Here is a 20,269-nt window from a genome sequence, read left to right on the forward strand (position 1 = left end):
GCGGCCGAGGCTGCGGCCGCCCTAAGTTTCAGGGGAAGGAAATCAGGCGGCGCGCCTTAGAACTTGTAGAGAAGCGCCGCCTTGAAGGCCCGGCCGAACTCGGGACGGCCGATACCGTAAAGAGCCCCGGCCTCGCCGCTGATGATCTGGCCGGCCCGCGGATTGCCCTCGGTCAGGCCCAGCTCGTTGGTCAGGTTGGTGCCGTAGGCGTAGACCGTCAGGGCGTCAGTGACGTTGAACCGGACCGTGGCGTTCACCAGGGTGTAGGCCGACAGCTTCGAGGTGTTGGCGGCGTCGGAGTAGCGGTCGCCGTAGCGCTCGATGCTGCTCTCCAGGCGCAGGCGGCGGTCCATTAGGTTCACGCCCGGCGTCAGGCGGAAGGCCGTCTTGGGCACGCGGATCAGCTGCTTGCCCGTGAAGTCGCGGGTGCGGCTGGCGGTCCCGGCCGGCGGCTTGACCTGGCAGGTCGGGTCCGAGGCGGCGATGGTGCAGGCCTCCTCGAACTTGTAGTCGCCGAACTTGGGATCCTGGATGGTGGCGCTGAAGCCCAGGTCGAACCACGGAGCTGGACGCAGCGTGCCTTCCAGTTCCAGACCCAGGGTCTTGGTGTCGGTGATGCTGGTCTGGCTGACATAGGCGCCGGTGGTCGGGTTGAACACCAAGCTGCCGAAGCTCAGGGCGTCATAGGCGGTGTGGAAGACCGTGGCGTACAGGTCCAGCTTGCCGGCGGTCAGCTTGTAGCCACCTTCCATCAGATCCATCGTCTGGATGAAGGGCGAGGTGTTGCTGGCGTTGGTGATGTAGTCGCCCAGCGACGGCAGGCGGAACGCCGAGGTGTAGCGGGCGAAGACGCCCATGTGGCCGTTGATCCGGTAGTCGGCGCCGACGGTCCAGCCGCTGTGCTCGAACTTCTTGTCCAGGCGGTCATAGACGCCCGAGCCGGCCAGCACGGTGTCATCGGCCGGGGTCGGCGAGAGGCCGAGATTGATCGTGGCGGTGCGCTCGCTGCGGCCGGTGAACTCAGTCCGCTCCCAGCGCACGCCAGCATCGATGCGCAGGCTCGGCGTCACCTGCCACTCATCGGTCAGGTACAGGGCCGTGGTGTTGGACTTGCCGTCGCCATTGGCGAACTCCGCGCCGTAACGGCTGATGCCGTTCTCGGTCAGGCTGGACAGGATCTTGCCCGAGGCGTCGACGGCCACCAGGTCCAGGCGGCGGGCGTTCTCGCGCACGTCCAGCAGGGCGTTGGCCGAGTAGCGGTTGAAGGCCTCCTCGACGTGGGCCTGGTAGAAGCCGAACGCGACGTCGTGGGTCTGGCCGCCGACCTCGAACTTGTGCAGCAGGCGGGTGTCGCTGATCAGCTCGTCCAGCGGGACGGAGACGTAACGCAGCGAACCGTCCAGCACGAGGCCGTTGCCGTTCTGGCCGGCGCCCGTGGTGCTGAACACCTCGCTGGGGTTGGTCGAATAGCGCAGTTGCACGTCGGTCGCGCCCGGCGTGGCGGCCAACAGGGCCGCGCGGTACTGGGCGATGCGCTCCTTGCCCAGCACCGGGGTGTTGGGGAACAGGCCGATGCGCTTGGACTCGGAGGTCCGGTAGCGCAGCGTCTCCTGGAGATGCCAGCCGTCGGCGATCTCGTACTTCAACTCAGCGCTGGCCTGGGTCAGCTTGACCTCGGTACCGCGCGACAGGTCCCAGTCGAATGGCCCGTTGGGACCACGCAGGGTCAGCTTGTTGACCTCCGGACCCGACAGGGTGCCGGTCAGCGGGTCAAAGCCCGGCACTGCGCTGGGCTCGCCCTCGGCGTTGAACTTCAGCGGCACGCCGGCGAACAGGATGACGTTGTCGTCCAGGTGCTTGATGTTGAAGTCGAAGCTGCCGCGCTCGAAGTCGCGGCCGATCGAGGCCCGGACCTGGTAGCCCTTGTTGGCCGTGAAGCCCGGGTCGCGGATGCCGTCGTCCTCGCGCCAGAAGCCACCGACGCCCATGCGCCAGTCGCCCACCGGACCGCCGTAATAGGCGTCGACGCGCTTCAGGCCATAGTCGCTGCCCTGGACCTTGAGGATGCCTTCCTTCACGTCACCCTTGCGGGTGATGAAGTTGACCGTGCCGCCCGGGGCGTACGAGGCGAAGATCGAGGACGGGCCGCCGCGCACCACTTCGATGCGGTCGATCGTCTCGTCCAGGCGGAACGACTGGTCGGCATTCAGGTAGCCCAGGCCGCCGTCGTGCTGGATCGGCGCGCCGTCTTCCTGCAAGGCGATGGCCGAGAAGCCTTCCTGGGGGATGCCGCGGGCGCGGATGTTGGCGCTGGCCTCGCCGCCCGAGGCCTCGACCCAGAAGCCGGGCACCGACTTCAGCGCGTCGGCCACGCCCATCGGCGAGCGCAGGCGCAGCGCTTCTTCGTTCATGGTGGTGACGGCGTAGCTGGTGGCCAGGCGCGTGCGAGCGTCCGAGCCGGCGCGCGAGGTGACGATCAGCTCCTCGACCGTCGACACGTCAGCGGCGGCCGAGCCGGCGGCCAAAGGGCCGGCGCCCCGCTGGCGCAGGGTGATGACCTGGGCCGTGGCCGAGGCGATCTCCAGCTCGCTGCCGTCGATCAGCTTGCGGACCGCGTCCTCGCGACCGAACGCCCCTTGCAGGCCGGTCGTGCGGTGCTTGGCGGCCACGTCATAGGGGAACAGGATCTGCACGCCGGCCTGGCGCGAAAAGGCGGTCAGGGCCTGGGCGGTGTCACCGGCCGGGATGTTGAATTCCACCCTCGCGGCCGTCTGGGCTTGAGCGACGACGGGCGTCACCAGCGCCGTCGTGGCCAGAAGCAAGCACGCGCCCACGCGCGGAGCCCAAGACTTGGTCATCGTATTTCGCCCCGTTTGGTCTCGCCGAAAATCGGCGTCTCGCTCGGGAAGATGAAAGGGGCGCGAGAAACCTCTATCGAGATTTGAGAAGAATTCGTGACGGACCATCCTCGATGATCCGTAGACCGAACGTCATGCGCAGGGCTTCCAGGAAGGTTTCGGGATTGTCGGTCAGGAACCGCCCACCCAGGCGCATGGCCCCGACCTTGGCGTCTTCTATGACCAGTTTGCGGACGAGATAACGATTGTATTCCTCGACCGCCTCGGACAACCGCTGACCTTCGAAAACGATTTCACCACGACGCCAGGCCTGTACCGCCTGGACCTCGGCCTCGGGCGCGGCGGCCACCGCCACGCCAGCGGCCGTGATGGCCAGGGCCTGGCGGGCGTCGGTGGCGGTTTCCACTGCCGCCTGCCCCGCGCCGGCGGCGGTCTCGATCGCCGCACGGCCGGCCAGCACGATCAGGTCCAGGCCCGCCGGCCGCAGGCGGGCGTTGAACTGGCCCGACGCCAAGCGCGCCAGGCCCTGCTCGGTAAACAGCTCGAACGGTCGCAACACGTCCTGGGCGATGGTCAGCGCCACCTCCCCTCTCCGCAGCCACAGCCGCCGGTGTTTACGGTCGAAGCGCCACATCACCTCGGTGTCGGTGTTGAGCTCGACCGAGCTGCCGTCGGGCAGCGCCAGGGTCCGACGCTCGCCGACCCCGGTAGTCGTGCGAGCCCGAAACAGCTGCTCGCGCCCCAGATAGGCCGCGCCGGACAGCCCGGCCGCCAGGGCCATGCCGCCGCCAAGCCAGGCGCGACGGCTCATCTCCGTCCGCGCGCGCGGCTCGGCGTCCCGCAAAGCGTCCAGCTTGCTCCAGGCGGCGGCGACCTCGGCGAAGGCGGCGGCGCGGCGCGGATCGGCGTCGCGCCAGGCCTCGAACTCGGCGGGTTCCGCACGGCCGGCGTCCAGACGCGCCAGCCATTCCGAAGCCTGGGCGATCAGCGCGTCTCTGTCTTGATCGCCCGTTTTCGCCATGTACCCGCTTTACTCCCGATCCGACGATCCTCACTGGCGGCCAGCGACTTGGTCAGCAGCATCAGCCCCTTGGCCAGATGCTTCTCAACCGTAGAGATGGACAAGTTCAACCGAACCGCTATCTGGCCCGGCGAGAGCCCCTCCATTTTTCGCAAGGTGACCACCCGCCGGCACTGCTCCGGCAAGCGGTCGACCGCCTCGAGCACCCGCGACAGCTCCTCACGGGCGCTGGTCACGGCGTGCGCGTCCGGCGCTGGGTCTGGCAGGGCTTCCATCTCCAGCACCCCGATCTGGCGAATGCCCACCACCTTGGCACGGCGGAACCGCTCGAACGCCAGGTTGCGGATGATGGTCAGGACGAAGCGCTCGGGCTGCTCCAGCCGCCGCCAGTCGGGCACGCCCAGCACCTTGGCATAGGCTTCCTGCACCAGGTCTTCGGCCTCGACCGCGTCACCCGTCAGCTTGCGGGCGTAGGCGCGATAGACCGGCGCGGACGGCAGCACCGCGTCGGCGAACCACTTGTCGATCTCACGTAGCCAGGCCATCGCGCCCTGTCCCGCCGGCGACTCGCCGACTGCTTGGAGCGCTGCACTAGCGGCCGGACGTGTCAGTTTGCTGACGATCGGCGCCAAGGGACTCGCGCAGGCGGCCTGACAGCGATAGACAACCGTGTTCCCGATTTCCTGGATTCCACGCCTTTGGGGGAAGGCATGCATCGGCGCCAATACGGCCGTCGCTTCTGGATCGTTGCCGGCGTTCTGCTGGCGACGACGCCACACGCCGCCTACGCCGCGCCTATCGACATCCGTCCCGGCGCCCTCCAGGACGCGCTGAGCGAGCTGGCGCGCGAGAGCGGCGTCGACATCCTCTATTCGGCGGATCTGGTGCGAGGGCGACGCGCCATGGCCATCAAGGGACGACTGACGACCCAACAGGCCCTCGCCCGCCTGCTGGAGAACTCTGGCGTTGGATATCGGATCACCGGAGACGGCGTCTTCGTGCTATATGCCCTACCCCGACGAGAGCTCGACGAGACCGGCGACGGCGCCATCTCCGAGGTGCTGGTGCCCGGCCGCCGGACCCAGAACGCCGACATCCGCCGCACCGAGAACGACATCCAGCCCTACCGGATTGTTGGGCCGCGCGAGCTGAACGTCGCCGCCCAGGACAATGTCGACCAGTATCTGCGCGAGCGCTTGCCCGCCAACGGCCAGGTCATTTCACCCAGTCAGGACGTGACCAATCCCAATGCGGCGACAAATTCGGCGATCGATCTGCGCGGCGTCGGCTTGCAGAAGACCCTGGTGCTGATCGACGGGCGACGTCTGCCCAGCCTGGCGACGCGGGTGGGCGGACTGGCGCAGAGCGATGTCAACGCAGTCCCCTTGGACGCGATCGAACGCATCGAGACCCTGACGGCTACGGCCGGCGGCATCCACGGCCCCACCGCCATCGGCGGCGTCGTCAACCTGGTGCTCAAGCGCGACTACAGGGGCGCGGACCTGACGGCGGCCTCAGGCCTCTCCAGCCGTGGCGACGCGGGCCGCAGCCGCATCGAGGCCCGCATCGGCTTCACGCCCGATCATGGGCGGACGGACGTCATGCTGACCGCTTCCTATTCGGCGGCGCAGCCTCTGACGGTCGGCCGGCGCGATTATGCGCGCCGGTCGCTGGAGTGGCAGGCTCAGCACAGTCCAGCCGCCTACCTGCAGCAGAACCGACCGGTGGACGCGATCACCGTGCGCAGCAGCCTCAATGAACCGCTACGGCTCGACGCCGCTTATGGCGGAACCGTTCTGAGCAGCAACTACACGTTCCTGCCGCTCGATTTCCACGGGACCGATCAGGAGAAGGCGACCGTCCTGGCGGCCAATGCCGGGCGCCTGCCGAACGAACTGGCGCCGGGTCTCGCCGGCGTCGGCGCCTCGCTGGTCACCGAGCCCAAGACCTACGCCATCCTGTTCAACGCCCGTCGCAAGATCGGCGAGCATGTAGAGGCTTTCATCGATGGCTTCGAACTCGAAGATCACGGCCTGACCTACACCGCCAGGGGACTGAATGCACAGAGCGCGAGCCAGGCAGACGCGCCCGGCAATCTGTTCGCCAATACGGTCTATTTCTACTTTCCCGTATCCGACCTGGCCGACAGGCGATCGACCACGGTCAAGGTGGGACGTGTGACCGCGGGGTTGATCGCCCCCCTGCCCGGTGGGTGGCGGACGTCCGCCGACTACACTGTCGGCCGGTCGGTCATGGGGAACCGCTCGGAAGGCAGGACGATCCCGTTGTCTATCGGCAACGCCATCTGGAACGGCTCTGCCGGCGCACGCGGCCAGGCGCCGATCATTCCGTTGGGAGACTTCGCGACCCTGCAATCGGCGCTCACCGCTTATGCCGTCCCACGGGCCTCCGACAGCTGGCTGACCACCCAGTTCAGCAGCGGAGTCGTGCGCGCCGCCGGCCCCGTGATCACGCTTCCGGGCGGCCCGCTGACAGCGACGCTGTTGGCGGAGGTTCGGCGTGAACGAATGCCGGAGAGCCCGCTCATCAGCATCGGCGAGGGTGGAGCGAACACGAGCCTCACATCCGACAGGGTCCAGCGCGTCCGGTCTGGCTATGCCGAACTCAGGGTGCCCGTTCTGCCGCGCGATGTCCGGTTCGCGCCGTTGCGCGGGCTGGAACTGCAGTTGGCCCTGCGTCGCGACGCGGTCAGGACCACCTTTCCCGACACCATGCTGACCGGCGTCTCAACGTCCGTGCGTACAACGGTCCATCACCGGGCCGACGTATTCACCTTTGGCGGCCGCGTCTTTCCTGCCGACTGGCTGATGTTCCGCGCGAGCGCCGCGACGGGTCAGTCGCCTCCCGACATGAGCCAGCTCCAGGAGATCACCATTCAGGGCCTCCAAGGCGCCAACTCCTACAACGATCCGAAGCGCGGCGGTCGGTTGATCCTGGCTGACGGCCCCTTCCGCTGGGGCCGTAGCGGATGGCACGATATCGGTCAGGAAAAGGGCCTGACCCAGTCCGTCGGCCTGGTGCTGAACCCGTCGGGCCGGAGCGGACCGCGCCTGTCCATCGACCTCTCCCGCGTCGAGATCCGAGACGAGATCGGCGCGTCCGGCCTCAATCCTCAGCTGGTGATCGACAATGAGGCCCTCTACCCCAATCGCGTAATCCGCGAGCCTCTGTCCGCCGCCGATGCGGCCCTGGGCTACACGGCTGGACGCATCATCGTCGTCTATAGCGGATTGGCCAATGTGGGACGGACGGTGGCTGAGACCGTCGATGTCCAGTTCGATTGGTCGCTGCCGCGCCTTCTGCACGGTCAAACCCAGTTCTACGGCGCCGCGACCTGGCAACCGACCTTGCGGACTCAACGCCGGGCAGACCTCCCCCGGCTGGACCGACTAGGCTTCCGCGACGGCCCGCTCGAATGGCGCGGCAACGCGGGAATCCAGTGGACGCACGCCAACCTCCTGATCGACCTGAGCGCACAGTACGTCGGACGCTCCAGCCCCCTGTATTCGCGCTACAGCAACATCACCGTCCAGAACGCGGCCTACAATCAGACGCGGACCTACATCCCCTCGCGCACCTATCTCGACCTGACGGCGCGCCGCCGGTTAGGCTTTACGCCCGACCACGCGTTGCGATCGCTCGACGTGCGTTTCGCCGTGCAGAACCTCCTGGACACCAGCCCGCCCATCGTCGCCGACGCCAACCACATGGGCTACGACTATCGTGGCGATCCGCGCCGGCGGCGCTTCGAGCTCAGCCTGTCCGGCCACTTCTAGGCCCTGGTGAGGGTTCTTCGAAAACCTGCGTTCCCCCTGGTGAAGGCGTCCGACCGGACGCCCCACACTTCGGAGGACAGCGCGTGCTCAAACTCATTCCCGTCGCCTTGGCGGCCCTATGCCTTTCGACCTCCGCTATGGCGCAGGTCAAACCGTTCCCGGCCGACTTCAAGATCCAGGAGATCGCCACCAACGGCGTGACGATCCACGTCCGCGTCGGCGGCAAGGGTCCGGCCGTGGTGCTGCTGCACGGCTATGGCGAGACCGGCGACATGTGGGAGCCGATGGCCGTCGAGCTGGCCAAGACCCACACGGTGATCGTGCCCGACCTGCGGGGCCTTGGCCTGTCGTCCAAGCCCGCGTCGGGCGGCTATGACAAGAAGACCCAGGGCGGCGACGTGGCCGGCGTGCTGGATGCGCTGAAGGTCGGCAAGGTCGATCTGGTCACCCACGACATCGGCAACATGGTCGGCTACGCCTTCGCCGCCGAGCACCGCGATCGCGTGGGTCGCTTCGTGCTGATCGACGCCCCGCTACCCGGCGTCGGGCCGTGGGAAGAAATCCTCAAAAACCCGCTGCTGTGGCACTTCCGGTTCGGCGGTCCCGACATGGAGCGCCTGGTCGCCGGTCGCGAGCGCATCTATCTGGACCGCTTCTGGAACGAGTTCTCGGCCACCCCGGCTCGCTTCACCGAAGCCTCGCGCGAACACTACGCCAAGCTCTATGCCCAGCCTGGCGCCATGCATGGCGGCTTCTCGCAGTTCGCCGCCTTCGACCAGGACGCCGTCGACAACAAGGCCTTCATGGCCGAGGGCAAGCTGACCATGCCGGTGCTGGCCCTGGGCGGCGAGAAGTCGTTCGGCCCGATGATGGCGACGGTGATGCGCTTCGCCGCCAGCAACGTCACCGAGGGCGTCGTCCCCGACTCCGGCCACTGGATCATGGAAGAAAACCCCAAGGCGACCGTGACGCTGGTCCGCGACTTCCTGGACGCCAAACAATGAGCCGGCGTCTCGTCCTCGCCGGCGCCGCGCTGCTGCTGATCGCCGGCGCCGCTTCGGCTCAAGAACGTCAGGTGCGCCTGGCCCCGTCGGACATCCAGGGCCTGGCCCAGGGTGGCGCCACGGCCGGCACCTCGGGCGTCAGCGGCATCCGCACGACGGTGCTGTATGGCGATCCGACCAAGGCCGGCCCCTACACCATCGCCCTGAAAGTCCCGCCCAACACCCGCATCGCCGCCCACGGTCATCGCGACGACCGCACCGCCATCGTAGTCGGCGGCGTCTGGCGGTTCGGCTACGGACGCAAGGCCGACGAGAGCCTGGTCAAGGTGCTGCCGCCGGGCAGCTTCTACAGCGAGCCGGCGGGCGTGGAGCACTTCGCCATGACCGGTCCGGAGGGCGCGGTCGTCTACATCTCCGGCTACGGCCCGACCAGCACCGACTATGTCGAGCCGGCCGACGCGCCCAAGCCCTGACGGAAATCGGGGAGCAGGACGAACCGCCTGCTCCCCTTTCCTTTTCTAGTGCCCCACCGCGCGCAGGACGATGTCGGCGAAGCCCTCGGCGGTGGCTTTGCGGTTCCAGTCGCGCTGCAGCTCGCACGCGACCTGGATCCAGCTGACCGGCTTGGCGCCTGCCTGGACGACACGATCGATGCCGGCCTCGTGGGCCAACTGCGAGGTGCCGCCGACGGCGTCCACCACCGCGAAGACGTCGTAACCCTCGGCCAGGGCGTCCAGGGCCGGGAACGCCAGGCAGACCTCGGTCCACAGGGCGACCATGATCAGCTTCTTGCGGCCGGTGGCCTTCACCGCCGCGACGAAGTCGTCGTCCTCCCAGGCATTGATGGCGGTGCGGTCGATCGGCTTGGCGTCCGGCAGGACGTCGGTGATCGGCTTGATCGTCGGCGTGTTCAAGCCCGTGGCGACGTTCACCGTCGTCAGCACCACCGGCAGGTCATAGAGCTTGGCCGTCTTGGCCAGGTTGGTCACGTTGGCGATCAGCAGGCGCTTTTCCATCGTGACGATGGACGAGACCTGCACCGGCTGGAAATCGATGATCAGCAGCGCGGCGTTCTGAGGCGTCAGCAGGTGATCGGCTAGCGGGTCGCGGATGGTCGAGGGCGATGTCATTTTCGGGTTCTCGCTCAAGGGTTTCGAGCGACGACCTGCGGCGCTCCCTAAGGGGGAACGCAGGGTTTCCAGAACTCCTCAGCGCCTCGTCGAAACCAGCTCGTAGGTGTCGACATCACGCTCGATCATGCGCACCGGCAGCGCCTGGGACACCGAGCGGCCGAACCGCTTGACGTCGCCAGTCTTGAAGACGCCGGTGATGCGCAGCGCCGCGACCTTGGGGTCACGAATGATGATCCGGGCGCGCGTGTAGCGGTTCAGTAAGGCCACCGCCTCGGACAGTGGCTGGTCACGAAACTCGACGACGCCCTGCTTCCAGGCCAGGGCCTGATCCACGTCGACCGAAGACACCTTGCCGACCGCGCCCGTCCTGGCGGCGAAAGCCTGCCCCGGAACGAGCCGAACTGTCGGCACCCCCGCCGACGCCACCGACACGCTGCCCTCGGCCAGCACGACCTGCATCGATCCCGGCGCCAACTTCACATCGAATTGCGTCCCCAGCGCCGTGACCACCCGACCGTCCGCCTGCACAGCGAACGGATGGGCGCGATCGTGGGCGACATCGAAGAACGCATGGCCGTTCAGCAGCCGCACGTCACGCCGGCCGCCGGTAAAGGCCACGTCCAGCGCGCTGTCAGCGTCGAGGGTCACGCGCGTGCCGTCCGGTAGATCGATGACGGACCTCTGCCCCTTGCCGGTGACGTAGTCGGGGCGTCCAACGGCGCCGAGCGAAGGGGCGGCCGCAACCTGAATCGGTTTAGCCGAACGTCCGACCCAGCCCTGCCCCGCGCCAACGATCAGCGTCGCCGACACCACCGCCACCGCGATCGACGCCGCGATCAGGCGTGGCAGCCAAGGCTTGGCGGCGGGCTCGGGACCGGCTCGCCGCGCCGCTCGCGCCATCGCGGCGATCAGGTCACTCTCTTCAGCGTCGTCGAAGATCGCCCACACCTGATGCGCCTGGTTCCAGGCGTCGCGGTTGTCCTGGCTTTCATCCAGCCATGCCGCGAACTGCTCGCGCTGAGGCGACTGATCGAGATCGTCGTGGGCCAGCCATTGGGCGGCGGCCTGGGCCGGCGTCAGGGCGGCGCGCGTCATCGGGCGTCTCCCGCATGAGCCATCAGGTGCTCTATGGCCCGGACCATGTGCTTCTCCACCGCGCTGACGGACAGACCGAGTTGAGAGGCGATCGCCTGGTGGCGCAAACCATCGATCCGGCGCAGCAGGAAGATCGTCCGCGTCCGCTCCGGCATCGTCATCAGCGCCGCGGCGGCGGCGTTCAGGGCCTGCTTGCCGGCATAGATCCGCGCCGGATCGAAGTCCTGGTCGCCGCTCAGGTCCGGGTCCAGCGCGACATGCTCATCGGCGTGACGAACCGTGCGGCGGCGATACCGGTCAGCCAGGACGCTGGCGGCGGTCTGGAAGATATAGGCGCTGGCGTGGTCGGTGTTGTCGGGCGTGCCGCGCACGGTCAGGCGCAGGAAGACCTCCTGCACCAGGTCCTCGACCTCGACGGCATTGCGCACCCGACGACGGAAGTAGGCGGCCAGGGGCCCGCGCATCGCCGCGGCCTGGCGCGCGAAAACGTCCGCGCGCGCGGCGGCGTCGGCCTCCTCTCGCGCCATTGCCATCAGAGCCTCCGCCCGATCAGCCGATGCCGGCTTCGAGAAGGCAAAACGCAGCGCTGCGCGAAGTCCTCATCAGGCCGTTGAGGAATTTCCAACCGCCTGCGTAAGGCTAGTCAGGCGCCCCTGCCCAAGGACCGTTCCGATGACCAAGACCGCTCTCGCCTTCGCCCTGGCCTTCAGCCTGACGGGCCTGGCCGCCCAAGCTCAAACGAAGCCCACCATCGTCCTGGTGCACGGCGCTTTTGCCGACAGCAGCAGCTGGGATGGCGTGGTCGCCGACCTGACCCGCGACGGCTATCACGTCGTGGCCGCCGCCAATCCGCTACGCGGCCTGGCCAGCGACGCCGCGGCCGTGCGGACGGTGATCGACGCCACGCCCGGCCCGATCATCCTGGTCGGTCACTCGTACGGCGGCGCGGTGATCTCGACCGCCGCCCAGGGCGCGGCCAAGGTCAAGGCCATGGTCTATGTCGCCGCCTTCGCCCCCGAGGTCGGCGAAAGCATCTTCGACCTGACCGGCAAGTTCCCGGGCAGCACCCTTCCGCCCGCCTTGGACAAGCCCGTCGACCTGCCCGGCGGCGCGCACGATCTCTACATCCAGCAGGACAAGTTCCCGGCCCAGTTCGCCGCCGACGTGCCCCTGCCCCAGGCCAAGCTGATGGCCGTGGCCCAACGCCCCCTGACCGACGCGGCCGGCGCCGAGAAGGCCGCCGTCGCCAGCTGGAAGACCATCCCCTCGTGGTGGGTCTATGGTGAGGCCGACCGCAACATTCCGCCGGCGGCGATGAAATGGATGGCCGAACGCGCCCAAGCCAAGAAGATCATCACCATCCCCGGCGCCTCGCACGTGGTGATGATCTCGCATCCCCACGAGGTCTCGAAGCTGATCGAGAAGGCGGCGGGCAACTAGGGCGTCAGACCCCGGCGCGCGTCCAGTCGCAGCGTCAGGTCCGCATAGGTCGGCATGTCGGAAAGGATGTGACGGGTCAGGCGCTCATAGTGCTGGATGAACGTCCCGATCTCGGCGTCGGTCATCGTCCGTCCGCCTTCGCCCACGCGGGCGCGCAGGTCGTGCTCCTGCTGGATGCGCCAGCCGCGCACGACCTCGAAGCCCGGCGCGGCGAGCAGGACCAGCCGGTCGATCCGGGCGAAGAGCTCGGCATAGTCGGTGGCCAGGGCCAAGTTCACGAAACGCCGCCAGACGAGGTCTGGATCGCGCTCGGCCTCCAGGGCGTTGATCGGCGCCGTCAGGGCCGCGTCGTCCTGGGCGCGCGCGCCGACACACCAGCCTTCGAAGACCAGCACGTCCAGGGGCCCCTCTACCGGCGTTCCGGCCGGTGCAGGATCATCCCTGGCCTTGTCGAAGCGCGGCAGCACGACGTCGCGCCCCTCGCGGATCTGGTCCAGGAGGTGGATGCCAGCTTCGGTGTCATGAGTGCCGGGAACACCCCGCGTCGCGAACAGCGGGTGAACCACCTGGCCCAGCCGCGTCCGCTCGGCGCGCGAGAGATAAAGGTCGTCGATCGACAGGGTCGCCGCCCGCAGGCCGCGCGCCTTCAGACGCGCTGCCAGCCCCTCAGCCAGGGTCGACTTGCCCGAGCCTTGCGCGCCGCAGACGCCTAGGATGAACGGGCGATCGCCGCGCCAGCCGTCCAGAACCTGCTCGACGGCGTCAAGCGACGCGGTCACGAGGCGGCTTTCCGTCGAAGAAGGCGTCGAGATTGTCGGCCGTCCGCATGCCCATCGCCGTACGCGTCTCAAGCGTGGCGCTGCCCAGGTGCGGCAACAGCACGGTGTTGGGCGCGGCCAGCAGCAGCGGGTTCACCTTGGGCTCGCCCTGATAGACGTCGAGGCCGGCGCCGGCGATGACGCCGTCGGCAAGAGCCTTGGCGAGTTCCGCCTCGTTCACGACCGAGCCGCGCGCGGTGTTGATCAGGATCGCCGAGGGCTTCATCCGCGACAGCAGCGCCGCATCGATCAGGTGATGGGTCTCGGCCCCGCCTGGCGTGTGCAGCGACAGCACGTCCGAGATCGCCGCCAGGCTCTCCAGGCTGTCGTGATAGGTCGCGCTGTCCTCGTCAGCCACGCGACGACGGCTGTAGTAGGCGATCTCCATGCCCAAGGCCGCCTTCGCTCGCTGGGCGGTGGCGCGGGCGATGCGACCATAGCCCACGAGGCCCAGGGTCTTGCCCGCCAGCGACCGTCCCAGAAGATGCGTCGGTCTCCAGCCGACCCAACGCCCCTCCCGCAGCTCGCGCTCGCCCTCCCCGGCCCGCCGGCTGGTCATCAGCATCAGCAGCAAGGCCAGTTCGGCGGTCGTGTCGGTCAGAACGTCGGGCGTGTTGGTCACCACGATGCCCGCCGCCGTGGCGGCTTCGAGATCGATATGCTCGAAACCCACGCCGTAGTTGGCGACAATCTTCACCCGCGCATCCGGCGTCGACAGCACCTCGGCCGGCATCTTGTCCGAGACCGTCGGGCACACGGCGTCGTACCGCGTCATCGCCGCCTTCAACTGATCAATGGTCAACGGCGTGTCGGTCTCGTTCAGCGTCACGTCATAGCGCATCGCCAAGCGCTGCTGGACGGCGTCGGGCCAGGAACGGCTGATCAGGATCTTCGGCTTCATCATCCCGCTTTCGTAGAGGTCCGCAACCCGGGCGACCAGCCCTAGCTCGGGCCAAACCTGAGGGCCGGCTCGGCGACCAGACCCGATGCCAAGGGCTTCAGCTCGGCCATGTTCTGGGGCTGAAAGCGATCGCCATAGACCGCGCGCAGGGCCGTGTAGTCGGTCGGCGGACGGCCAGCCAACTCGTTGATCGCGGTGTTGTAGACCCGGATCTCCAGCCGGTTTCGACCGGCTTTCAGGAGCGGCTTCAGGTCCAGCCGGAACGGCGCGCACCAGATGGCGCCGGCGCGCTGGCCGTTGACGAACACCTCGGCGGCGTCTCGCACTGGCGCATCGTACTGGGCGTAGTAGCCCGGCCCCTTGCGCTCGTTGACGACGCCCGGCCCGCCAGCGCCGAGATCCAGGGCGATCGTCGGCGCGCTCAGATCAATCGCCGTCAGCTCCACATCGCGGCTGTAAGCGCCCACCCCCGAATAATGCTGAACCTTTGGATCGTCCGTCCAGGAGCCGAAGGCGCGAACCGGGACCTCACGCCCCTTCGCGCCCAGCTTCAGACGCCAGCCACCCGATAGCGACAGAGTACGTTCACCTGCCGGGATTACCTCGCGCGGCGCCGGCAGGTCGCGACCGAAGACGAAGACGCGGGACTCGAACGGCGCCAGGCGGACCTCGTCGCCCGGTCGGAAGCCGTCGACCGTTCCGGTCACCGGATCCCAGGCCTGGCCAGCTTGCGCCGAGGCGCCAAACGCCAGTTGCGTGGCGACCGGCGCGTTGGTGGTGTTGGCGACAAAATAGAGATCCCCGCCCTCCAGGCTGCGGTGGACGTAGCCAACGCCCTTGGGCGCTCCGCCCAAATCGGGAGGCAAGAAACCGTTGAGCGTTCCGACCAGCCCAGCCTCGTCGGTGATGGCCGTGCGCTTGCAAAGGAAAATCGCCCTAGACAGCTCGGCCACGCGCTGGCTTCGAGCGTCCTTCAGGCCGGGCGCCTTGGACGGCGGCGCCCCGACCGCGATAACCACGCCGCCCGCCTCGGCGAAGGCGCGAATGCGCTCATAGGCCTCTGGCGCGATCCGCTCGATGTGCGGCAACAGCAGGACATTGTGGTCGATCCCCCGACGCAGGATGGCGTCGCCATCGATCAGATCGAAATTATAGCCGCCGTCGAGCAGTCCCTCGAGAATGGCCTCGGGGAAGGTCTTGCGCAGCACGTCGTTGACCGAGATCTCCCTGCCGGGCTGGAAGCCCGACATGATGTCTTCGGTCGGCACGTACAGGGCGACGTCGGCGACATTCGCTCCCTGTCGTAGCAGGTGGCTCAAGCGCTGGAGATACAGGTTCACGTCGGCCATCACCGGCCACCACGGATTGTGGTCGTTGAACACCGCCGCCGCGTACAGCGCCCAGCCAGGCTCGGGAACCTTGGGCGGCGAGTACGGCCAGCCGTGGACGATGAACTGGTTGACCCCCTGCAGCATCAGCACGTCGGCCTCTGCCTTGATATCCAAAGGCGTGGCCCGGAACGCGCCTTTGTGCAGCCAGGTGAAGCTCTCGGCCGAGGTCACCGGCTGGCCATAGAGGTGGTTGGCCGAGCTGGCCCAACGGGTCGAGTTCGCCTGCCGCCATTCGGCGCCCTCCCCCTCGGCCAGGTCGACCAGGCGGTTGGAGGACAAGGTCACGGCCGGTGTGCCGTAGGTCTGTGACCGGAACAGGGTCTGGCGCGACTTGGCCCAGGCGCTGACCTGGGACAGGTAGTGCTCGTTGACCAGCTCCGACAGCGTCAGGCCCCAGTCGTAGCGCACGCCAGCCGAACGGTCGGTGTCGTGAAACAAGCTCAGCAGATACGGGGCTAGGTCGTAGCCGCGACGGGTCTTGAACTCAGGCAAAAGATCATCGGTCCAGTTGGAGCCGTAGGCCTCCAGGCTGTCGCTGAAGATGGCGTAGGGCCGGTCCTCGCCGAACGCCGCCAGCAGCGGTTCGCCGACGGTGTCCAGGTGCTTACGGACGGCGTGGGCGTTCAGGTGATCGAGCACGAAGCCCTCTGAACCCACCGTCGGGCGCTTGACCTGCTGACGGGTGCGCGCCTGCTGGACCAGATAGAGCACCCGATCCGCCGAGGCCTTGACGAACACGGCGCGCGCGCCTCGGATCTCGGCCGGCTGAGCGTCGGCCGGCGAGGTTCCTATAAAGGCGGCGACGTAGTGCTGGCCCGGCTCCAGCGCCGGCAGGTCCACGCCCTCGGCGCCAGCCGGCGCGGGCAGGTCCAGCTTGATGACCTTCGAAGCGGCGTGCTGGGCGTCGATATGCGGCCCGCCAAAGGGCCAGCCCGAACCCAGGGTCATGTCGGCGCGCAGGCCCTCGGCCCGACCCGTCCGCACCGCGACCGAGACCATGTCGAGGAAGTCCTTTGACAGGTAGGACTTATTGCGGATGCCCAGCTTCGGATCGTTCAGCGACAGTGGATAGACCGGCTGGATCTCGAAGCCGCCGAAGCCGCCGGCCTTCATGGCCTTGATCTCGCGGACGATCTCGTCGGCCTCGACCGCGCCGCCGAACCACCACCAGCGGGCCATCGGCCGGCTGTCAGCGGGCGGATGGACGAAGCCGGCGGCCAGCTGCGCCAGCCCCGGCCGGTCGGCCGCCATCACGGGCAAGGCCGTCGAGAGGCCCAGCGCGCTGGCTCCGAGCAGGAATCCACGTCGTGTCGCCCGCATGCTTGAAACTCCAAGGGCCGACCTCGCAGGAGGCCGGCCCTGTCTTAAAACTAGAACGTCGCGATCAGGCCGACATAGTAGCGCCGGCCCGAAAAGGTGGTGTCGTAGACATACGGCGTGCCGCCGCCGATGCTGCGGAACGCGTCCGGCGCGAAGCGCGACATCTTGTCGTCCAGCAGGTTCTTGCCCTCGGCGAACAGCTGGATCTGCTTGGTCAGCTTGTACGACGCCCGCGCGTCCAGCGACTTGGTGCCGATCTTGAAGATCGGCGAAACGACCTTGTAGTACGAGGTCGTCGTGCCGCCGCCGGCCGCCGGAATGCGGTTGAGGCCCGCCACTTCGGTGCGATCGTAGTACAGGTCGCGGCGCTGGTAGGCGATGCGGGCGTTCACCCGGCCATCGTCGTACCAAAGGTTCAGGTTGTAGGTGAAGCTGGACTGCTTGGCGGGCGGCAGCGCCTTGCCCGTGAACAGGTCGATCTGGGTGTTGGTCTCGTTCGACTCGTTCTTGGCGTAGTTGAAGCCCGCGCCGGTATATTTCAGCCGCCACGGCAGGAAGGTGAAGGCCGTGCGGCCCGCCACTTCGAAGCCTTTCTGCTTCAGGCCGCTGGGGCCGTCCACATAGGTGTTGGCGGCGTACTTCTCGCCGTCGAGATCGTAGTTGGCGATCGTGACCGGGTCCGGATAGCCCGACTTCACGTCGATCGCGAACAGACCCACGCTGAGCTGCGTGTCCGCGTTCGGGTACCATTCGGCCGACAGGTTCTGGGTGGTGGCCGCATAGCCCTTCAGCTCGGGATTGCCGATACGACCCGTGCAGTTGCTGACCGCGTCGCCACGGATCAGGCTGGCGTCGTCTTCGTCCGAGTTCGGATCGTTGAACTGGCCAGGATACTGCGCGATCAGCTTTTCAATCGCCGCCTGGGTCGTCGCGTCGATCTTGTTGCAGGTCGCCGAGCTGGTGCCGGTCAGTTCCCCCATCTTGGGCCGCGCGCGCTGCTTGGCGATCGAGTAGCGGACCACGAACTGGTCCTCGATCGGCCACAGGGCCAGGTTGAAGCTGGGCAGGAAGTCGTTCGACTTGCGCTTGATGTCCGTCATCCTGCGCTCGACGAGCGTGGCGGTGATCACCGTGTTGGGATCGACGACTTGGCCAGCATTGAGGGCGGCCAGCGCGGCCGGATTGATGGCCAGGTTGTTGAGGACAACCGACGGCTGACCCGTGACGTCCACCTGCTGGTAGCGCACGCCGAAATTACCCATGACCGGCATCCAGGCCAGCCGCGTCTCGAAGTCGACCATGGCGTAGGCCGAGGTCGTCTTCTCGTTGGTCGAGAACGACGGGCGGTCATAGGTTTTGCCGTCCGAGGCCACGCAGCGATACAGGCACTCGATATTGTGCCGGTTCAGGTCGGCATTCTGGCCAAGCTCACCGAAGAACTTCTTGAAGTCATAGGCCGCCCAGCTGTCGAGCAGCGTTCCGCGATCCGGCATGCCGCCGAAGAACTGCCCGCCCGGAATGTCCCGCAGGCTGTTCTTGATCAGCGACTGATACTGGTCCTGAGTCAGGGTGTAGGTTCGGTACCGCTGGTCCTGGATCGTGGTGCTGGGACGATCAGCGGTGCCGAACTTACAGGGCGCGGACGCCGGCGCCGCCGACGGCAGACAGAACTGGACGAGGTCCAGGCTGCGCGCGCGATACAGGGTTACGCCCGGCGACAGGTCGAAGCCGCCTTCGCGCCAGGTGGTGTTGTCGTGGTCACGACGCTGGATACCGAACTTGAAGGTCTTGACCGGACCGAAGTGATCGAACTCGCGCGTGACGTCGATCTGGTAGTTCAGCTCGGTGCTCTTGTCGGCCTGGGGCGTATATTCCAGCTGCGAGGTGGCGCTCAGGCCGTTGGCGCCTAGCACCGGATAGTAGGACGCGGGGTTGCTCAGATCGACCGAGTTCGGCGTCAGGATGGTCCACAGGCCGTTCTCGGGCACCATCTTGAAGGTCGCCGACGGGATCGAGGCGACGAAGCTGAACGCCTCGTCCTCGCGCGTGGACTTGGCCATGCCGTACTGGACGCGAGCCTTGGCGATCCACTTGCCGGCGGCGAAGTCCGCGCCGCCCTGCAGATAGTGCTGCTGGTCGTGGCGCTCGATGTAGCGGTCCTGGGTCGTCCAGTTCAGGGTCGTCGAACCATTGCCGCGGATCAGGTCGAACTGCGTCACGTAGTGGTTCGGATTGACCGTGACGTTGCGCATGCTGGTCGCCAGGACGCCGGCCGTGTTGGTCGTGCCCGTCGGGCTGGCGACGCTGAGATTGAAGTTGTTGAAACCCTGGTCATTGATGTTGGGATTGTACGACGCGAAGACGGTCAGGTTGTTGTTGACCCGGAAGTCGGCGCGGAACTGGGCCGAATAACGCTTGTCCTCGCGAACGCCCCGGCTGAAACGCACCAGCGACGGGACGAAGTCCTCGAACTGGGCGTAGCAGTTCAGGCGAGAGTCGGCCGCCGTCCCCACTGGCGCCGGCAAAGCCGCGCAGCCGGCCTTGTTGGTTACGGCCGCCGCGATCGGGTCGTACGGGGTCGTGAAGCTCTTACTCGCCGAATTGTCGTGGTCGCCCAGCGGGATGTAGCCCGCCTGCTTGTCCGAGACCCGCGCGGTGTCGGTGACGGTGCGCACATCGTCATAGGTGAAGTTGACCAGGATCCCGAGGCGGTCGTCGAAGAACTTGCGCGTGGCGAAGGCGTTGATGCGCGGCGACCACTTCTTCTCCAGCGAGCTGTTCTGGTACTGGACATTCAGCTTGACCATCGGCTTGCTGAAATCCAGGCCGCCGCGCTGCTCGATCCTCACCGTGCCGCCGACGCCGCCGGGCGTCATGTCGGCGGTCTGGCCCTTGATGACGTCGACGCTCTTGATCAGGTCCGACGACATGTCGCCCAGGCCGGTCACCGAGCGGCCGTCCTGGCTGCCCGTGGCCAGCATCGACATGCCGTCGACCTCGACACGCACCAGGTCGGCGCTCTGGCCGCGAATGGAGAACCCGCCCTGCTGGCCGTCGTCGGCGACATCCAGGGCCACGCCGGCGATGCGAGCCACGGCTTCGCCGACGTTCTTGTCGGGGAAGTTGCCCACGTCGTCGGCGACGATCGAGTCCTGGTTGGTGGCCGCGCGCTTCTTGCGCTGGATCGCCGACTGTTCGGCCTTGCGCGCGCCGACCACGACGATCTCTTCGACCTGCTCGTCAGCGGCGGCCCCGCCCGCGCTCTGCGCGCGGACTGAGGTGGCGGCCCCGGCGGCCAACGCCAGGATCGACGCGCCGACCATCAGCTTCACAGCGATGGCATCTGTGTTCTTCGAGAGTTTCATGTTGTTCCCTACCCCGGCCTATCGGCCTCTTTTTTGTGTCTTGGCGGATGCGGCCGTGGTCTCCCGGCCGCATCGACAGCACTTTTATTTTCAGACAAGCGTCATCAGTCGCCCCAGCGCGGGGCG

At 67.3% G+C, this 20,269-nt stretch carries 14 protein-coding genes; 4 read left to right on the plus strand and 10 right to left on the minus strand.

Annotation, left to right across the window (positions count from 1 at the left end):
- Positions 1–56 precede the first annotated feature (56 nt).
- From J7528_RS08805 to J7528_RS08815, 3 genes are all read right to left on the minus strand, one after another.
- Entirely contained in the window at positions 57–2,858 is a 2,802-nt protein-coding gene (locus J7528_RS08805) for a TonB-dependent receptor (RefSeq protein WP_291872986.1), read from the minus strand.
- A 73-nt stretch (positions 2,859–2,931) separates the two neighbouring features.
- On the minus strand, positions 2,932–3,879 hold the full coding sequence (locus J7528_RS08810) for a FecR domain-containing protein (RefSeq protein ID WP_291872988.1): 948 nt from the start codon (positions 3,877–3,879) through the stop codon (positions 2,932–2,934).
- Positions 3,843–4,424: an RNA polymerase sigma factor gene (locus tag J7528_RS08815; protein ID WP_291872991.1), complete on the minus strand. Its 582-nt coding sequence runs from the start codon at positions 4,422–4,424 to the stop codon at positions 3,843–3,845. Before J7528_RS08815 ends, J7528_RS08810 begins: the two co-directional genes overlap by 37 nt.
- Before the next feature lie 165 nt (positions 4,425–4,589).
- Between J7528_RS08815 and J7528_RS08820 the strand changes: the two genes are divergently transcribed.
- The 3 genes from J7528_RS08820 to J7528_RS08830 all read left to right on the plus strand — a co-directional run bounded on the left by J7528_RS08820 (position 4,590) and on the right by J7528_RS08830 (position 9,153).
- Positions 4,590–7,676 (plus strand): TonB-dependent receptor, encoded by a 3,087-nt coding sequence (locus J7528_RS08820; RefSeq protein WP_291872994.1) that lies wholly within the window; start codon positions 4,590–4,592, stop codon positions 7,674–7,676.
- A 137-nt stretch (positions 7,677–7,813) separates the two neighbouring features.
- Positions 7,814–8,680 (plus strand): alpha/beta hydrolase, encoded by an 867-nt coding sequence (locus J7528_RS08825; RefSeq protein ID WP_291872997.1) that lies wholly within the window; start codon positions 7,814–7,816, stop codon positions 8,678–8,680.
- Positions 8,677–9,153: a cupin domain-containing protein gene (locus J7528_RS08830; RefSeq protein ID WP_291873000.1), complete on the plus strand. Its 477-nt coding sequence runs from the start codon at positions 8,677–8,679 to the stop codon at positions 9,151–9,153. Before J7528_RS08825 ends, J7528_RS08830 begins: the two co-directional genes overlap by 4 nt.
- A 45-nt stretch (positions 9,154–9,198) precedes the next feature.
- Here the strand turns inward: J7528_RS08830 and J7528_RS08835 are convergent, their stop codons facing one another.
- From J7528_RS08835 to J7528_RS08845, 3 genes are all read right to left on the minus strand, one after another.
- Positions 9,199–9,810 (minus strand): hydrolase, encoded by a 612-nt coding sequence (locus tag J7528_RS08835; protein ID WP_291873003.1) that lies wholly within the window; start codon positions 9,808–9,810, stop codon positions 9,199–9,201.
- Between the two features lie 78 nt (positions 9,811–9,888).
- Positions 9,889–10,908 carry a FecR domain-containing protein gene (locus tag J7528_RS08840; protein WP_291873005.1) on the minus strand — a complete coding sequence of 340 codons (1,020 nt, stop codon included), beginning with the start codon at positions 10,906–10,908 and terminating at the stop codon, positions 9,889–9,891.
- Positions 10,905–11,441, minus strand: a complete 537-nt coding sequence (locus J7528_RS08845) for a sigma-70 family RNA polymerase sigma factor (RefSeq protein ID WP_291873007.1) — start codon at positions 11,439–11,441, stop codon at positions 10,905–10,907. Before J7528_RS08845 ends, J7528_RS08840 begins: the two co-directional genes overlap by 4 nt.
- Before the next feature lie 139 nt (positions 11,442–11,580).
- Here J7528_RS08845 and J7528_RS08850 point away from each other — a divergent pair, with 139 nt between their 5' ends.
- On the plus strand, positions 11,581–12,348 hold the full coding sequence (locus J7528_RS08850) for an alpha/beta hydrolase (RefSeq protein ID WP_291873010.1): 768 nt from the start codon (positions 11,581–11,583) through the stop codon (positions 12,346–12,348).
- Here the strand turns inward: J7528_RS08850 and J7528_RS08855 are convergent.
- From J7528_RS08855 to J7528_RS08870, 4 genes are read right to left on the minus strand one after another with little or no spacing between them, the layout of a single operon-like run.
- The gene (locus J7528_RS08855; protein ID WP_291873013.1) at positions 12,345–13,127 is read right to left on the minus strand and encodes a kinase; all 783 of its coding nucleotides are present in this window, start codon (positions 13,125–13,127) and stop codon (positions 12,345–12,347) included. The two genes, J7528_RS08850 and J7528_RS08855, sit on opposite strands and share 4 nt — an antisense overlap.
- Positions 13,111–14,067 carry a D-glycerate dehydrogenase gene (locus J7528_RS08860; RefSeq protein WP_291873016.1) on the minus strand — a complete coding sequence of 319 codons (957 nt, stop codon included), beginning with the start codon at positions 14,065–14,067 and terminating at the stop codon, positions 13,111–13,113. Before J7528_RS08860 ends, J7528_RS08855 begins: the two co-directional genes overlap by 17 nt.
- Positions 14,068–14,108: 41 nt before the next feature.
- Complete coding sequence (locus J7528_RS08865) at positions 14,109–16,778, minus strand: glycosyl hydrolase (protein WP_291873018.1); 2,670 nt, start codon at positions 16,776–16,778, stop codon at positions 14,109–14,111.
- 50 nt (positions 16,779–16,828) lie between these two features.
- Positions 16,829–20,143 carry a TonB-dependent receptor gene (locus tag J7528_RS08870; RefSeq protein WP_291873019.1) on the minus strand — a complete coding sequence of 1,105 codons (3,315 nt, stop codon included), beginning with the start codon at positions 20,141–20,143 and terminating at the stop codon, positions 16,829–16,831.
- Between the last annotated feature and the right edge of the window lie 126 nt (positions 20,144–20,269).

The organism is Caulobacter sp., assembly GCF_017744445.1.
GTDB lineage: Bacteria > Pseudomonadota > Alphaproteobacteria > Caulobacterales > Caulobacteraceae > Caulobacter.

Bases quoted from the DNA above. Each gene is read 5' to 3' on its own strand.
- J7528_RS08835 (WP_291873003.1), bottom strand. From the start codon at position 9,810: ATGACATCGCCCTCGACCATCCGCGACCCGCTAGCCGATCACCTGCTG.
- J7528_RS08870 (WP_291873019.1), bottom strand. From the start codon at position 20,143: ATGAAACTCTCGAAGAACACAGATGCCATCGCTGTGAAGCTGATGGTC.
- J7528_RS08825 (WP_291872997.1), top strand. From the start codon at position 7,814: ATGGCGCAGGTCAAACCGTTCCCGGCCGACTTCAAGATCCAGGAGATC.
- J7528_RS08860 (WP_291873016.1), bottom strand. From the start codon at position 14,067: ATGAAGCCGAAGATCCTGATCAGCCGTTCCTGGCCCGACGCCGTCCAG.
- J7528_RS08865 (WP_291873018.1), bottom strand. From the start codon at position 16,778: ATGCGGGCGACACGACGTGGATTCCTGCTCGGAGCCAGCGCGCTGGGC.
- J7528_RS08815 (WP_291872991.1), bottom strand. From the start codon at position 4,424: ATGGCCTGGCTACGTGAGATCGACAAGTGGTTCGCCGACGCGGTGCTG.
- J7528_RS08850 (WP_291873010.1), top strand. From the start codon at position 11,581: ATGACCAAGACCGCTCTCGCCTTCGCCCTGGCCTTCAGCCTGACGGGC.
- J7528_RS08845 (WP_291873007.1), bottom strand. From the start codon at position 11,441: ATGGCAATGGCGCGAGAGGAGGCCGACGCCGCCGCGCGCGCGGACGTT.
- J7528_RS08805 (WP_291872986.1), bottom strand. From the start codon at position 2,858: ATGACCAAGTCTTGGGCTCCGCGCGTGGGCGCGTGCTTGCTTCTGGCC.
- J7528_RS08840 (WP_291873005.1), bottom strand. From the start codon at position 10,908: ATGACGCGCGCCGCCCTGACGCCGGCCCAGGCCGCCGCCCAATGGCTG.
- J7528_RS08810 (WP_291872988.1), bottom strand. From the start codon at position 3,879: ATGGCGAAAACGGGCGATCAAGACAGAGACGCGCTGATCGCCCAGGCT.
- J7528_RS08820 (WP_291872994.1), top strand. From the start codon at position 4,590: ATGCATCGGCGCCAATACGGCCGTCGCTTCTGGATCGTTGCCGGCGTT.
- J7528_RS08830 (WP_291873000.1), top strand. From the start codon at position 8,677: ATGAGCCGGCGTCTCGTCCTCGCCGGCGCCGCGCTGCTGCTGATCGCC.